The 14,769-nt window shown below is 74.4% G+C and carries 13 protein-coding genes; 9 read left to right on the top strand and 4 right to left on the bottom strand.

All coding sequences use genetic code 11. From position 1 onward, the window contains the following. Positions 1-113 precede the first annotated feature (113 nt). From DMH08_RS04400 to DMH08_RS04385, 4 genes are all read left to right on the top strand, one after another. On the top strand, positions 114-1,712 hold the full coding sequence (locus DMH08_RS04400; protein WP_125611875.1) for an ABC-F family ATP-binding cassette domain-containing protein: 1,599 nt from the start codon (positions 114-116) through the stop codon (positions 1,710-1,712). A gap of 116 nt (positions 1,713-1,828) precedes the next feature. Further along, complete coding sequence (locus tag DMH08_RS04395) at positions 1,829-2,041, top strand: helix-turn-helix domain-containing protein (RefSeq protein WP_026406019.1); 213 nt, start codon at positions 1,829-1,831, stop codon at positions 2,039-2,041. A gap of 287 nt (positions 2,042-2,328) precedes the next feature. After that, positions 2,329-3,144, top strand: coding sequence for an enoyl-CoA hydratase/isomerase family protein (locus tag DMH08_RS04390; RefSeq protein ID WP_051301594.1), 816 nt, complete (start codon positions 2,329-2,331; stop codon positions 3,142-3,144). Positions 3,145-3,345: 201 nt separating this feature from the next. Then, positions 3,346-5,412 (top strand): ABC transporter ATP-binding protein, encoded by a 2,067-nt coding sequence (locus DMH08_RS04385; protein WP_084551324.1) that lies wholly within the window; start codon positions 3,346-3,348, stop codon positions 5,410-5,412. Here DMH08_RS04385 and DMH08_RS04380 read toward each other — a convergent pair. Continuing rightward, positions 5,388-6,335 (bottom strand): sulfotransferase family protein, encoded by a 948-nt coding sequence (locus tag DMH08_RS04380; RefSeq protein ID WP_125611873.1) that lies wholly within the window; start codon positions 6,333-6,335, stop codon positions 5,388-5,390. The genes DMH08_RS04385 and DMH08_RS04380 overlap by 25 nt on opposite strands. Positions 6,336-6,451: 116 nt before the next feature. Here DMH08_RS04380 and DMH08_RS04375 point away from each other — a divergent pair, with 116 nt between their 5' ends. The 3 genes from DMH08_RS04375 to DMH08_RS04365 all read left to right on the top strand — a co-directional run bounded on the left by DMH08_RS04375 (position 6,452) and on the right by DMH08_RS04365 (position 9,399). Then, positions 6,452-7,219: an SIR2 family NAD-dependent protein deacylase gene (locus DMH08_RS04375; RefSeq protein WP_125611871.1), complete on the top strand. Its 768-nt coding sequence runs from the start codon at positions 6,452-6,454 to the stop codon at positions 7,217-7,219. Between the two features lie 360 nt (positions 7,220-7,579). Next, positions 7,580-8,512: a S66 peptidase family protein gene (locus DMH08_RS04370; RefSeq protein WP_233617388.1), complete on the top strand. Its 933-nt coding sequence runs from the start codon at positions 7,580-7,582 to the stop codon at positions 8,510-8,512. Further along, positions 8,509-9,399 carry a hypothetical protein gene (locus tag DMH08_RS04365; RefSeq protein ID WP_026406014.1) on the top strand — a complete coding sequence of 297 codons (891 nt, stop codon included), beginning with the start codon at positions 8,509-8,511 and terminating at the stop codon, positions 9,397-9,399. The genes DMH08_RS04370 and DMH08_RS04365 overlap by 4 nt, the downstream gene beginning before the upstream one ends. 55 nt (positions 9,400-9,454) lie before the next feature. Here DMH08_RS04365 and yczE read toward each other — a convergent pair whose 3' ends face one another. After that, complete coding sequence (yczE, locus tag DMH08_RS04360; RefSeq protein ID WP_442778625.1) at positions 9,455-10,129, bottom strand: membrane protein YczE; 675 nt, start codon at positions 10,127-10,129, stop codon at positions 9,455-9,457. A 117-nt stretch (positions 10,130-10,246) separates the two neighbouring features. Between yczE and yczR the strand changes: the two genes are divergently transcribed. Next, complete coding sequence (gene yczR / locus DMH08_RS04355; RefSeq protein ID WP_125611867.1) at positions 10,247-11,782, top strand: MocR-like transcription factor YczR; 1,536 nt, start codon at positions 10,247-10,249, stop codon at positions 11,780-11,782. A gap of 4 nt (positions 11,783-11,786) precedes the next feature. Here the strand turns inward: yczR and DMH08_RS04350 are convergent, their stop codons facing one another. Beyond that, a complete protein-coding gene (locus DMH08_RS04350; RefSeq protein WP_125611865.1) occupies positions 11,787-12,221 on the bottom strand; it encodes a CBS domain-containing protein in 435 nt (144 codons plus the stop codon). 143 nt (positions 12,222-12,364) lie between these two features. Here DMH08_RS04350 and DMH08_RS04345 point away from each other — a divergent pair, with 143 nt between their 5' ends. Next, positions 12,365-13,813 carry an MFS transporter gene (locus DMH08_RS04345; RefSeq protein ID WP_125611863.1) on the top strand — a complete coding sequence of 483 codons (1,449 nt, stop codon included), beginning with the start codon at positions 12,365-12,367 and terminating at the stop codon, positions 13,811-13,813. A gap of 21 nt (positions 13,814-13,834) precedes the next feature. Here the strand turns inward: DMH08_RS04345 and DMH08_RS04340 are convergent, their stop codons facing one another. After that, positions 13,835-14,698, bottom strand: coding sequence for a phytoene desaturase family protein (locus DMH08_RS04340; protein ID WP_199747615.1), 864 nt, complete (start codon positions 14,696-14,698; stop codon positions 13,835-13,837). Positions 14,699-14,769: the final 71 nt, after the last annotated feature.

The raw sequence follows: 14,769 nt of genomic DNA, 5'->3' as shown, positions 1-14,769 counted from the left end.
TTTCGCTCCCGAACTGACAGGCCGTTCTGGCGCGCCCCGGTCACCGGACCGTGCGGCGCGCCGTTTCGTGCGCCTGCCCGTCGAACCGTCCCGTCCAGGGGAGCCCTGTCACTGTGATCATCGCGAAAGACATCGAGCTGCGCGCCGGGCCCCGGCTGCTGATCGAATCCGCCTCGTTCCGGGTCAATCCCGGCGACCGGGTCGGGTTCGTGGGCCGCAACGGCGCGGGGAAGACGACCCTCACCAAGGTGCTGGCGGGGGAGGCGCTCCCCGCGCAGGGCGCCGTCACCTCCTCGGGCACCATCGGCTACCTCCCCCAGGATCCGCGCGGCGTCGACCTCGACGAGCTGGCCCGCGACCGCATCCTGTCGGCGCGCGGCCTGGACGAGATCGTCCGCGACCTGCGGGCCGCCGAGGAGGCCATGGCCACCGCCACCGGCCAGGCGCGGGACAAGGCGGTCCGCCGCTACGGGCGGCTGGAGGAGCGGCTGCACGTGCTCGGCGGCTACTCCGCCGAGTCCGAGGCCGCCTCGATCGCGTCCAGCCTCGGCCTGCCGGACCGGGTGCTCGGGCAGCCCCTCGGGACGCTGTCGGGCGGGCAGCGGCGGCGGGTGGAGCTGGCCCGGATCCTGTTCTCCGACGCCGACACCCTGCTGCTGGACGAGCCGACCAACCACCTGGACGCCGACTCCATCGTCTGGCTGCGCGACTTCCTGAAGTCGCACCAGGGCGGCCTCGTGGTCATCAGCCACGACGTCGAGCTGCTGGACGCCGTCGTGAACCGGGTCTTCCACCTGGACGCCAACCGCAGCGTCATCGACATCTACAACGTCGGCTGGAAGAAGTACCTCGACCAGCGGGAGACCGACGAGCGGCGCCGCAAGCGCGAGAGCGCCAACGCGCATCGGCAGGCGTCCGCGCTGCTGTCCCAGGCCGACAAGATGCGCGCCAAGGCCACCAAGGCGAAGGCGGCCCAGCAGATGGACCGCCGCGCCCGGCAGCTGCTGGCGGGCGTCGAGGGCGAGCGGCAGGCCGACAAGGTGGCCAAAATTCGCTTCCCGGACCCGGCGCCGTGCGGCAAGACCCCCCTCACCGCGACGGGTTTGTCGAAATCGTACGGATCTTTGGAGATTTTCACCGACGTCGACCTGGCGATCGACAAGGGCAGCCGCGTCGTCGTCCTCGGCCTGAACGGCGCGGGCAAGACGACGCTCCTGCGCCTGCTGGCGGGGGTGGACGAGGCCGACACCGGCAGCGTCGAGGCCGGCCACGGGCTGCGGCTCGGCTACTACGCCCAGGAGCACGAGACGCTGGACGTCGAACGGTCGGTGCTGGAGAACATGCAGTCCGCCGCGCCCGGCATGGCGCCCGTCGAGGTCCGCAAGATCCTGGGCTCGTTCCTGTTCTCCGGCGACGACGTCGACAAGCCCGCGGGCGTCCTGTCCGGCGGCGAGAAGACCCGGCTGGCACTGGCGATGCTCGTGGTCTCCAGCGCGAACGTCCTGCTCCTGGACGAGCCCACCAACAACCTCGACCCGGCGAGCCGGGAGGAGATCCTCGCGGCGCTGCGGACGTTCGCCGGAGCCATCGTCCTGGTCACCCACGACGAGGGCGCCGTCGAAGCGCTCGCTCCGGAAAGAGTGATCTTGCTTCCGGATGGTGTGGAGGATATCTGGAGTGACGAGTTTGCCGATCTGGTGACGCTCGCGTGACCTGCGCGGCATCTTCCGCAGATCTTTTCTCGCCGAGTGGGTAGCCGAACGGCCGGGAATGACTGATCATGGCGGGGGATAACGCAGCGGTCACCACATCACTACGGGAGGTACTCGTGGCCGAGACCCTGAAGAAGGGCACCCGCGTGACCGGTGCCGAGCGCGACAAGCTGGCGACGGACCTGAAGAAGAGGTACGAATCCGGCGAGAGCATCCGCGCCCTGGCAGCCGCCACCGGCCGCTCGTACGGCTTCATCCACCGGATTCTGACCGAGTCCGGCGTCAACCTTCGCGGTCGCGGCGGCGCGACCCGGGGCAAGAAGTCCTGACCGGACGCCGACCCCCGGAGCAGCGCCCCACCTGACCCGTTGCGGCCGCCTTCGGCGCGACCGGCGCCGAGCGGAGGCAACGGGTCAGGCCCGGCCGCGGCGGGGATCGTCCCCCCTGGACGGGACGCCCGACCAGGCGCCGCGACCGACCGAGTAGGGTTCGGTCGCGGCGGGATCGGCATGGGCCCCGCCTCGTGGACGGCGAGGCGGGTCCGGTGCGCGGTGCACCGCCGCAGCCGAGCCGTTCGGGCGCGCCCTCGGGAGGCCGCCCACCAGGAGGGGGACACATGACCGACGTGCACGCGCGCGCCGAGGAGAGCGCGGCGCCCGCCGCCCCGGGCGCGGCCGAGCTGGCCGAGGCCGGGCTGGCGCTGGAGATCGACGGGGCCGTCGCCACCGTCACGCTCGACCGCCCCGAGCGGCGCAACGCGATGACCTTCGCGACCTGGCGCGGGCTCGCCGCGATCGGCCGCTCGCTCCCCGCGGACGTGCGCGTCGTCGTCCTGCGCGGCGCGGGCCCGTGCTTCTCCGCCGGCATCGACCTGTCGATGTTCTCCGGCGGCGGCGAGGGCTTCACCGACGGCTCCGACGCCGCGGCGACCGACCGGTTCATCGCGGAGCTGCAGGAGGGCTATACCTGGCTGCGGCGCCCCGACATCGTCACCGTCGCCGCCGTCCACGGGCACGCGATCGGCGGCGGCTTCCAGCTCGCCCTGGCCTGCGACATGCGGGTCGTCGCCGACGACGCCCGGTTCTGCATGAAGGAGCCCGCGCTCGGGCTCGTCCCCGACCTGACCGGCACCAAGCCGCTGGTGGAGATCGTCGGGATCGGCCGCGCGCTGGAGCTGTGCCTGACCGCCCGCACCGTCGGCGCGGACGAGGCCGCCCGGCTGGGCCTCGCCGAGATCGTCGTCCCGGCGGACGGCCTGGACGCGGCGGTCGCCGACCTCGTCGCGTCCCTGCTCGCGGTGAACCCGGGCGCGGCGGTCGCGACGAAGCGGCTGCTGTGGGAGGCGGCCGAGAACACGCTCGAGGAGCAGTGCGCCGCCGAGCGGCGCGAGCAGATCGGCCGGCTCCGGGAGATGTTCGGCGCGCAGGGCTAGGACGGCGGGGACGCCGCCTCGAGCGCGGCGGAGACCGCCACAGACGCGGCAGAGACGCGGCGGGGACGCGCGTTTTCGCCCACAGCTCAAACCGGAAGGGCCGCGGGGGCCGTCGCGTTGTGATGCTTACTTGATGACCCGATGACGAGTGCGCGCCCGCGTTCCGCGGGCGCGCCGCGACCCTCGGAGGCGCGTGTGGGCATGCCGGGAACGCCGGGCAACGGCTGGCAGGTGATGGCCTCGTTCCGCCGGGACAGCTCGGTCACCCAGCAGAAGCTCAAGCCCGGCACCGTGAAGCGGATCGTCGGCTACGCGCGCCCGTACGTCCGCGAGCTGTCGCTGTTCCTCGCCCTCAACACGTTCGCCTCGCTCATCGTGGTCGCCAACCCGCTGCTGCTGAAGGCGATCATCGACCGGGGCATCGTGCCCGGCCGGCAGTCCGTGGTGGTGTGGCTGGCCGTCGGCGTCGCCGCGCTCGCGCTGGTGGAGGCGGTCCTCGGGCTGGCGCAGCGCTGGTACTCGGCGCGGGTCGGCGAGGGACTCATCTACGACCTGCGCTCGCAGGTGTTCGCGCACGTCCAGCGCCAGCCCGTCGCGTTCTTCATGCGGGCGCAGACCGGCTCGCTGGTCAGCCGGCTGAACAACGACGTCATCGGCGCGCAGCGGGCGCTGACCACCACGCTGTCGTCGGTCGTGTCGAACGTGATCAGCCTGGTGCTGGTGCTCGTCACGATGCTCATCCTGTCGTGGCAGGTCACGCTGATCGCGCTGCTGCTGCTCCCGGTGTTCGTCCTGCCGGCCAAGTGGGTCGGCAAGCGGCTGCAGCGGGTCAGCCGCGAGCAGATGAAGCTGGACGCGGAGATGAGCTCGCTCATGACCGAGCGGTTCAACGTCGCGGGCGCGATGCTGGCGAAGCTGTACGGGCGCCCGTCCGAGGAGGAGGAGAACTTCTCCGGCCGGGCCGCGCGGGTCCGCGACATCGGCGTGGTCGCCGCCATGTACGGCCGGGTGTTCTTCACCGCGCTGACGCTCGTCGCCGCGCTCGCCACCGCCATGGTCTACGGCGTCGGCGGGTCGCTGGTCGTGGGCGACGCGCTGGAGCTCGGCACGCTCGTCGCGCTCGCCACCCTGCTGACCCGGATGTACGGGCCGCTGACCGCGCTGTCGAACGTCCACGTTGACGTCATGACCGCGCTGGTGAGCTTCGACCGGGTCTTCGAGGTGCTGGACCTCGAACCGCTCATCCGCGACCGGAAGGACGCGCGGGGGCTCGCCGAGGCCCGGCGGGCGGCGGCCGGCGCGCACGGCCCGGACGGCGCGGACGCCCCGCGGGCCGCGACCGCGGCGCCCGCCGCGCCCGCGATCGAGTTCGACCACGTGCGGTTCGCGTACCCCTCGGCGGACGAGGTGTCCCTGGCGTCGCTGGAGTCGATCGCCCGCGCCGACTCCGCCCCCGGCCGCGAGGTGCTGCACGACGTCCACTTCACCGTGCGCCCCGGCCAGCTCGTGGCGCTCGTCGGCCCGTCCGGCGCCGGCAAGTCGACGATCACGCACCTGGTGTCCCGGCTCTACGACGTGTCGGACGGCGCCGTGCGGATCGGCGGGGCGGACGTCCGCGACGTGACGCTGGAGTCGCTGCGCGCGGAGATCGGCGTGGTCAGCCAGGACGCCCACCTGTTCCACGACTCGATCCGCGAGAACATGCGCTACGCCCGTCCGGACGCCGCCGACGAGGAGATCCGGGAGGCGCTCGAGGCGGCGCACATCGGCGGCCTGGTCGACCAGATGCCCGAGGGGCTGGACACCGTCGTCGGCGACCGCGGCTACCGGCTGTCGGGCGGGGAGAAGCAGCGGCTGGCGCTGGCGCGGCTGCTGCTCAAGGCGCCGTCGGTGGTCGTGCTGGACGAGGCGACCGCGCACCTCGACTCCGAGTCGGAGGCGGCGGTGCAGCGGGCCCTGGCGTCCGCCCTCGCGGGGCGCACCTCGCTGGTGATCGCGCACCGGCTGTCGACCGTCCGGGAGGCCGACCAGATCCTGGTCATCGACGGCGGCCGCGTCGCCGAGCGCGGGCGGCACGAGGAGCTCCTGCTGCGGGGCGGCCTGTACGCCGAGCTGTACCGCACCCAGTTCGCCCGCCAGAGCGACGGCGGGAGCGGCGGGAGCGAGGCGGACGGCGTGATCGGGCGGGACGCGCTCGACGGGCCGCCGGCGGCCGCCGAGTGGCGGCCCGGCGCCGCGGAGGATCAGGCGCCGGAGGCGAGCCGGTAGCCGAGCCGGCCCAGCTCGATCCCCGCGATCTTCTCGACCTGGGCGGCCTGCCGGGACGTCAGCCGCTCGCGCCACGACCCGACCCCGTGCGGGTCGCCGGTCCGGCCGCCCGCCGCGGCGCGGACGAGCCCGCCCAGCGCCGTGCGGGAGATCTCGGCGTCGAGGTAGCGGGACAGGTCGGCGGCGAGCTTGCGCGGCCGGGCGGCCAGGTCCTCGTACCGGACGGTGAACAGCTGCTCCTCGGGGACCTGCCGGCGCAGCTTCGCGCTCAGCCGCACCGCGCCGCGCCAGCGCAGCGCGCACTTGACGGCGGTCGCCGCGCGCGGCCAGCGGCTGCGCTCGGTGTGGTCCTCGACGCCGAAGAACGCGTTCGGGAAGACGGTGTCGAGGTTGGCGAGGCCCGGCTGGAACCAGGCGAGGCAGCGCTCGTCCTCGAGCATGTCGGCGACGGCGTCCCGGCCGTCCCGGATCACCTGGACGAGCTGCGCGTCGGGGAACGCGTCGAGCAGCACGTCGGCGCTGTAGATCAGGTCGGGGGAGGCGTCGGCGAACCGGGCGATGCCGCGCGCGTCGACGCACGTCGCGTCCCCGGGGCCGTCGCCGGCGGGCGGCAGCCCGCCGAGGTCGCGGCAGTCGGCCGGGCACTCGCCGCACGCCCGCGCCGACACCTGCCACGCCTGCGCGTAGGCGTCGCGCAGCACCCGGGCGGCGCCGCGCTCGCGCTCGCCGGCGATCGCGGGCCGCCGCGCGAACGCGTAGGTGACGCGCAGCACCTCGGGACGGCCGGTCGTCAGGTGGAACTCCGGTGACCTCTTGATCGCACGCGCCAGCAGGTCCGTGCCCGAGTGCGGAGCGCCCAGGACGAACACGGGGCGGCGGACCTTGGTGCCGTTGATCACCAAGATGTGCGGCGTCGACCTCATACGGAGCCAAGTTTGTCACCTTTTGCGGGGTGGACGGTCCGTGACCCTCCGTAGGGCGCGTCCGATACACATCCGTTAAACAGCGATTTAGCAGGATCGCGTTCTAGCCTGGAGGAATGGACGAACCGCAGACGCTCGCCGACCTCCTGCCGACGGTCGGCGCCATCACGGTCCTGACCGGCGCGGGCATCTCGACCGACAGCGGGATCCCCGACTTCCGCGGGCCGCAGGGCGTCTGGACCAAGGACCCGACGGCCGAGGCGATGTCCACGATCGGCTCCTACCTCGCCGACCCGGACGTGCGGCGCCGCGCGTGGCGGTCCCGCCGCGACCACCCCGCCTGGGACGCCGAACCGAACGCCGCCCACGCGGCGCTGGTCGAGCTGGAACGGGCCGGACGGCTGCGGGCCCTCGTCACGCAGAACATCGACGGGCTGCACCAGCGGGCCGGATCGGGGCCCGGCACGGTCATCGAGATCCACGGGACGATGCGCGACGCGGTCTGCCTGTCCTGCGGGCTGCGCACCCCGATGCCCGAGATCCTCGCGCGGGTCGACGCGGGCGAGGAGGACCCGCCGTGCGCCGAATGCGGCGGCGTCCAGAAGTCGGCGACGATCTCCTTCGGGCAGGCGCTCGAGCAGGACGTCCTGGACGCGGCGATCACCGCCGCGCGCGAGTGCGACCTGTTCCTGGCCGTCGGGACGTCGCTGACGGTGCAGCCCGCGGCGGGCCTCTGCCTGGAGGCGGTGGAGCACGGCGCCCGACTGGTGATCATTAACGCGTCGGAAACGCCGTACGATGGTCTGGCCGACGCGGTCCTGCGGCTGCCGGTCGGGGAGGCCCTGCCGAAACTGGCGGGGCTGGTGCTCGGCACCGTCCGCTGACCGCCGTGCGCCGCCCCGGAGGCCCGGGGGCGTCCGCCCGGAGGCCCTCGGACGACCGCTACAGTGACCGGGCGGTCGCCGTGGCCGGGCGCGCGCCGGGCGGCGGCCGCGACGTCCCGGCGGGATCCGGCGGCGCATCCGTTGGCGGGTCGTGACCGGCGGCCTCTTCCGTCGACGTCCGGATCCTGACAAGCTCTAACGGTCGGGTGCTGAGGAGGGATCGGGTTGATGAGCGGGGGCGCCCGCGCGGAGGCGGCACAGGAGCCGTCCGACGCGCCCTCCGGGGAACCGTCCGCACGGCGCGCGGACACGCGGAATGTCCGTACTTACAGGCGTTTGCTCCCCGGTGACCGGGTTGTCGTGGTCGCTCCGAGCGGTCCCGTCGAGCCGGCCCGCCTCGCGGCCGGCGAAGCGGCGCTGCGCGATCTCGGTCTTGACGTGGCGGTCGGGAAGCACGCCCTCGACCGAGTCAACCTCGACGGCTCCGCGCCCGCCCGCGACGCCCGGCGCGGGCTCGCCGGCGGCGACGCCGAACGGGCCGCCGACCTGGCGGACGCCTGGTGCGACCCGGACGTGCGCGCGGTGATCTGCGCGCGCGGCGGCTACGGCGCCACCCGCGTCCTCGACCTGCTCGACTGGACCGCCCTCGCCGCCGCCACCGAGGCCGACGTCGCCGCCGCGGGCGCACCGAAGATCCTGCACGGATCGAGCGACGTCACCGCCCTGCACGCGGCGTTCGGCGCCCGCCTCGGCATCACCACGTCCTTCGGCCCGATGGCCGCCGGGCTCCTCGCGGGCCCCGACACGGCGGCGTCCGGGACGGACGGCGACCGCGCCTGGTCGATCGACGCGCTCCGCGGCGCGCTGTTCGGCGGCGGAACCGCACTGCCCGGCGCACGCGCGCTGCGCCCCGGACGCGCGGAAGGCCCCCTCACCGGCGGCACCCTCTCCCTCCTGACGGCCCTGCTGGGCACCCCGTACGCGCCGCCGCCCGCCGCGGGCCGCATCGCGTTCCTCGAGGACGTCACCGAGGCCCCCTACCGGATCGACAGGATGCTCGTGCAACTGCTGCAGGCGGGATGGTTCGACGGCGCCGCCGGGATCGCCCTCGGCTCCTGGGACCGCTGCGGCGACCCGGACGAGCTCGACGCCGTGTTCACCGCCCGGCTCGGCGTGCCCGTCCTGGCGGGCGTCCCCGCCGGACATGGAGCGCGCCAGGGCACGCTCGAGCTCGGCGCCCCGGCCGTCCTCGACGCCGACCGGCGCACGCTGGCGGCGGGGGGCGCCCGATGAGCGGCCGGCACGCGGGCGGGGACGCGTGGGACGACGGCACCCTCGAATCGCTGCTGGTCCTGGTGGCCGAGAGCCTCGGCTACGCGTGCCGCCCCGCGCCCGGCGACATCATGCTGCTGGAGGGCCCGCAGCGCCTGCACGTCAATATGCGGGACGTCCGGCAGGTCGCCCGGCGGGTGCCGCGCGACGACTGGCCCGCGCTGGTCTCCGACCACGTCACCACCGTCGTCACCGCGACCGAGGAGCCGCTCGACCTCAGCGACTTCGACCTCGCCCAGCACCTGCTGCGGACCCGGATCTACCCGGCCGAGAACGACAACGGCACCCTCGCCGCCCGCCCCTTCGCGCCCGGCCTGATCGAGGCCGTCGTCGTCGACACCCCCACCACGATGCGGACGGTCACCACCACGGAGATGCGGGGCTGGCCCGTCTCCGGGGACGCGCTGTTCATGATCGGACGAGCCAACGTGCGGGCGGACGGGCCGCTGCAGGTCGTCGAGCAGGACCTGCGCGGCGTCCGGGTGTCGGTGCTGCGCGGCTGGACGTTCTACGCCGTCACGCACCTGGCGTGGCTGGAGGAGTATCTGCCGATCGGGCCCTACGGCGCGCTCGTCATCGCCCCGAACCGCAGCCTGATCGTCGCGCACCCGCTGCGCATGACCGAGGGCTCCCCGCGCGCCCGCTACCGCGCCGCCGTGGCCGCCGCCGAGGAGCTGCGGGCGCAGGCGTACCGCGCCTACCACGAGGGCCCGGGGTCGCTCAGCCCGCAGCTCTACTGGTGGCGCGCGGGCGAGCTGACGTACCTGCACACGCGTTACGAGAACGGCGTGCTCGTCCTGCCGGAGGAGTTCGCGGCCGTCCTGGCGACGCTCGCCGCCGAGCACTGACCGCGCCCGGACCGGACGCCCCGCCACGAACGGTCTGCGGACCGCGGGGTTCTCGTCAGGTCGGTTCGGGGGCGCCGACGGGTTCGGGGGGTGCGGCGGGCCCGTGGGCCCCGACCGGCGCCGGGACGTCGCCGGGTACGTCGACGGGGACGTCCGGGGCGGGGTCGCGGGCCGGGTCCTTGATCGTGAGCATGGGCAGGAACACGTGCGTGAGCGGGCCGATGGCGAGCGCGTACAGGACGGTGCCGACGCCGACCGTCCCGCCCAGCAGCCAGCCGACCGCGAGGACGGTCAGCTCGATCCCGGTCCGGACGGCGCGCAGCGAGCGCCCGCGCGCGGCGATCCCCGTCATCAGGCCGTCGCGGGGGCCGGGCCCGAGCCCGGCGCCGATGTAGCAGCCGGTGGCGAAGCCGCCGACCAGCACGGCCGTCACCAGGTACGCCGCGCGGGCCCCGAGCGAGTCCGGGGCGGGCAGCAGCCACAGGAACGCGTCCGTGAAGGCGCCGACGAGGAGCACGTTGCTGATCGTGCCGATGCCGGGGCGCTGCCGCAGCGGGATCCACGCCAGCATCACCAGCGCGCCCGCGATCAGGATCCAGGTGCCGATCGTCAGGCCGAACCGCAGGGCCAGGCCCTCGTGGAGCACGTCCCACGGGTCGTTCCCCAGGTTCGAGGACAGCTGCAAGGCCAATCCGAGGCCGTACAGGGCCAGGCCGACGTAGAGTTGCACCAATCGGCGTGCCATCAAGGCCATTGGTCGTTCCCGCTCCTTCGCTCCGGTGTGACAAGGCCACTCTTGTCCCGATTGGCCTGGAGGCTACAGAGCCAATGTGCGAAAGTGGTCTGTATGAGCACCAGATATGTGAGCGGGCACCAGCTGGCCCGGCTGCTGGGCGACGTGCCGCGCGAGCGCCCGGTCTACGCGGCGGTGGCGCGCGGCGTGCGCGGTCTCGTGCTGGACGGGCGGCTGGCGCTGCGGACGCGGCTGCCCGCGGAACGCGACCTGGCCGGCGCCCTGGGTGTCAGCCGCACCACCGTGACGGCCGCCTACGACCGGCTCCGCGAGGAGGGCTACATCGAGAGCCGGCAGGGCGCGGGGAGCTGGACGGCGCTGCCGCCGGTGCGGATGGCTGGCGAGGGCGGGCCCGGCGCGGGCCGGGGCCGCCCGGCGCCCGCCGCACCGGCCCCCGGCGTCGCCGGGGCGGCGCCCGGCGGGTTCGGCGCCGCCGGCTTCGACATCGCGTTCGCCGACGGGGGACCGGACGGCGAGGGCTTCATCGACCTGGGCTGCGCGGCGCCCGCCGCCCCCGCCGTCCTGGACGAGGCCGTGGCGGCGGCCGTCGCCGAGCTGCCCCGGTACAGCCGCGGCCCCGGGTACGAGCCGGCCGGGCTCGCCTGCCTGCGCCAGGCGATCGCCGACCGCTACACCGCCCGCGGCGTCCCCACCCGCCCGGACGAGATCGTCGTTACGAGCGGCGCGCAGCAGGCGTTCACGCTCCTCGTCCGGATGCTGGTGAACGCCGGGGACCCGGTGATGGTCGAGCGGCCCACCTACCCGCACGCGCTGACGGCGCTGCGGGCCGCCGGCGCGCGGCTGGTCCCGGTCGGGATGAACGGGGGCTGGGACGCCGAGCTGGCCGCGGCCACGATGCGGCAGGCGGCCGTCCGGCTGGTGCACACGATCCCGGACTTCCACAACCCGACCGGCCTGCTGATGCCGGACGCCGACCGCGCCGCGTTCACGGCCGGCGCGCGGGCCGCCGACGCGTACGTCGTCGCCGACGAGATCTTCGCCGACCTCGCGCACGACCCGGACGCGCCGCGGCTGCCGCCGCTGGCGATGTACGACTCCGGCGGCCGGGTGATCACGATCGGGTCGGCGTCCAAGCTGATGTGGGGCGGGCTGCGGATCGGCTGGATCCGGGCGGCGGCGCCGCTCGTGCGCCGCATGGTCGTGGCGCGCGAGCCGCTCGACATGGCCAGCCCGGTGCTGGACCAGCTGATCGTCCGGGAGCTGCTGGAGCGGGTCGAGGACGTCCGGGCGGAGCGGGCCGCGCACCTGCGGGAGAGTCGGGACGCGCTCGCCGCGGCGCTGCGGGAGCGGCTGCCCGACTGGGAGTTCCGGCTGCCGGAGGGCGGCATGTCGCTGTGGGCGCGGCTGGGCGCGCCGGTGGCGACGCAGCTTGCCGAGACGGCGGGCCGGTTCGGCGTCCGGGTCGTGCCGGGGCCGGTGTTCGCGGCCGACGGCGTCCTGGAGGACTACGTCCGCCTGCCCTACGTGCTGCCGCCCGACGTGCTGCGCACGGCCATCGACCGGCTCGCCGCCGCGTACCGGCGGGCGGAGGGCGCGCCCGCCGCCCGGCTGCTGCCCGCCTACGTGTAGCGGGTCACTGGACGTTGTGGATGTAGTCGACGAGGTGCTCGCGTTCGCTCTCCAGCGCGTCGATGGCGCTCTTGACGACGTCGCCGATGCTGACGATCCCGGCGAGCCGGTCGTCCTCCACCACGGGCATGTGCCGGAACCGGTGCTCGGTCATGGTCAGCCGCAGGTCCTGCACCAGGTCGCCGGGGGCGCAGCTGCGGACCTCGGCGGTCATGATCTCGGACACGGGGCGGTCCAGCAGGGCCGCGCCGTGCTCGTGCATCCGCCGGACGACGTCCCGTTCGGACGCGATGCCGGCGATGGTCGCGCCGTCGGCGGACACGACCACCGCCCCGACGTTGTGTTCGGCCAGGACGGCCAGCAGTTCCCGGACGGTGCTCCCGGGCGGCACGGTGACCACCGCGTCGCCCTTCCTCCGCAGGATGTCGCGAATCCGCATTGCCTCACGCTCCGGTGACAAGGGGGTTCCGGTCCCGCCAAGGTCGCATGAACCGGCGCGCAAGGGAACCCCGCGGCGCGGGGGCGGGACCGGGCCCGAGGGCGCCTCCGCATAAAAACCGCCGTCCGGGAAGCAAGAAGACCATGACGACGGACGGCAGGGTCATCGAGACCGAGATACCGGCAAGGCTCGACCGGCTCCCGTGGTCCCGGTGGCACTGGACCGTCCTGATCGGGCTCGGCGCCGTCTGGATCCTGGACGGGCTGGAGGTCACGGTGGTCGGCGTCGTCGGGGCGCTGCTGACCAGCGAGTCCGGGGGCCTCGGCCTCACCGAGGGGCAGGTCGGGCTGGCCGCCTCGATCTACGTGATCGGGGCGTGCACGGGCGCGCTGTTCTTCGGGCACCTCACCGACCGGTTCGGGCGCAAGAAGCTGTTCATCCTGACGCTGGTCGTCTACCTGGTGGCGACGGTCGCGACCGCGTTCTCGTTCAGCCCGTGGTGGTTCTACCTCTGCCGGTTCTTCACGGGGGCGGGCATCGGCGGCGAGTACGCGGCGATCAACTCCGCCATCGACGAGCTGATCCCGGCGCGCGTCCGGGGCCGCGTGGACATCCTCATCAACGGGTCGTTCTGGATCGGCACGGCGTTCGCCGCGGCCCTGTCCATCCCGATCCTGAACGGCTCGCTGTTCTCCGAGGAGCTCGGCTGGCGGGCGCTGTTCGCGCTCGGCGCGGTGCTCGGCCTCGGCGTCCTGTTCGTCCGGCGCAACGTCCCGGAGAGCCCGCGCTGGCTGTTCATCCACGGCCGCGAGGACCGGGCCGAGGACGTCGTCGGCGGGATCGAGCGGCGCATCGTCGACGAGACCGGCACGGAGCTGGAGCGTCCGGAGACCAGCATCCGCGTCCGGCAGCGCCGCGTGGTGAGCTTCCGGGAGATCGCCGAGACGGCCGTCCGCCGGTACCCGCGCCGGACGGTCCTCGGCCTGGCGCTGTTCATCGGGCAGGCGTTCCTCTACAACGCCGTGTACTTCACCTACGCGCTGGTGCTGTCCACGTTCTTCGACGTCCCGGACGTCGACATCGGCTACTACCTGATCCCGATCGGCCTCGGGAACTTCCTGGGCGCGTTCCTGCTCGGGCGGCTGTTCGACACGGTCGGCCGCCGCACGATGGTGTCCCTGTCGTACATCGTGTCGGGCGTCCTGCTGATCGGCACGGGGTTCCTGTTCCGCGCGGACGTGCTGAACGGGTGGACGCTGACGGCGTGCTGGTGCGTCGTGTTCTTCTTCGCCTCGGCGGGCGCGTCGTCGGCGTACCTGACGGTCAGCGAGATCTTCCCGATGGAGACCCGCGCGATGGCCATCGCCGCGTTCTACGCGGTCGGCACCGGGCTCGGCGGCGTGATCGGCCCCGCCCTGTTCGGCCGGCTGGTGGAGACGGAGAGGCTGAGCGCGGTCGCCAACGGGTACTTCCTGGGCGCCGCGCTGATGATCGCGGCGGGGCTGGTGGAGGCGTTCATCGGCGTGGAGGCGGCGCGGCGGTCGCTGGAGGACATCGCGAAACCGCTGTCCGCCGAGGAGACCGCGACCTGACGCGCGGGGCGGCGGCCCGCGTCAGCCGGTGAGGGCGCGGCGCAGCGCTTCCAGCGCGGGCGTCAGGACGAGCCGTCCGGCGGGGGACGCGTGCGCGAGCGCCGCGCGGGCCGCGTTCGTCCCGCACCCGCCGTGCACGCCGCCGCCCGGGTGCGCCGACGCCGACGCCAGGAACAGGCCCGCGACCGGCGTCTCCGCGCGGCCGAGGCCCGGCACGGGACGGAACACGAGCTGCTGGTGCGGCAGCGACGTCCCGCCGTTCAGCGCCCCGCCCGGCAGGCTGGCGTTGCGGTCGGCGAAGTCCGGCGGGGCGACGATCCGGCGGGCGGCGATCCGGTCCCGGAAGCCGGGCGCGAGCCGCTCGACGATCCCCTCCAGCCGGTCGGCGAACGCGGCGCGCTCCCGCGCGTCCCAGGCGCCGGTGATGCCGTCGGGGCCCGCGTCGCCCCGCACCCGGTGCGGCACGTGCGTGTACGCCCACACCGACTCCGTCCCGGCGGGGGAGCGGCCGGGGTCGGCGGTCGTCATCTGGCCGAGCAGCGCGAACGGCTCGGCGGGCACCCGCCCGGTGGCGAGGTCGGCGCCGTAGCGGGTCAGCGCGTCCATGCCGGACGCCAGGTGGACGGTCCCCGCGCGCGCCGCGCCCGGCGACGTCCACGGGATCGGCGCCGTCAGCGCCCAGTCGACCTTGAACGTCGCGGGATCCCAGTCGAAGCGCCGCATCTGTTCGCGCAGCCGCGCCGGGAGGTGCTCCCAGCCGACGAGGCCGCCGTACAGCGCGGGCGCCGAGACGTCCGCCAGCACCGCCTTCGCCGCCCGGACCGGCTCCCCGTCGGCGGTGCGGACGCCGAGCGCCCGCCCGTCCCGGACGATCACCGAGCGCACCGGCGCGCTGCGCCTCCTCGCCCGCCTCGACCTGAGGTGACGCGCGGTCCCGCGGGAGCCCGCCCCTAGGG

It is taken from the genome of Actinomadura sp. WAC 06369, assembly GCF_003947565.1.
Classification (GTDB): domain Bacteria; phylum Actinomycetota; class Actinomycetes; order Streptosporangiales; family Streptosporangiaceae; genus Spirillospora; species Spirillospora rifamycini.
Note: the sequence above shows the minus strand (reverse complement) of the source record. Positions and strands in the feature narration are given on the sequence as shown.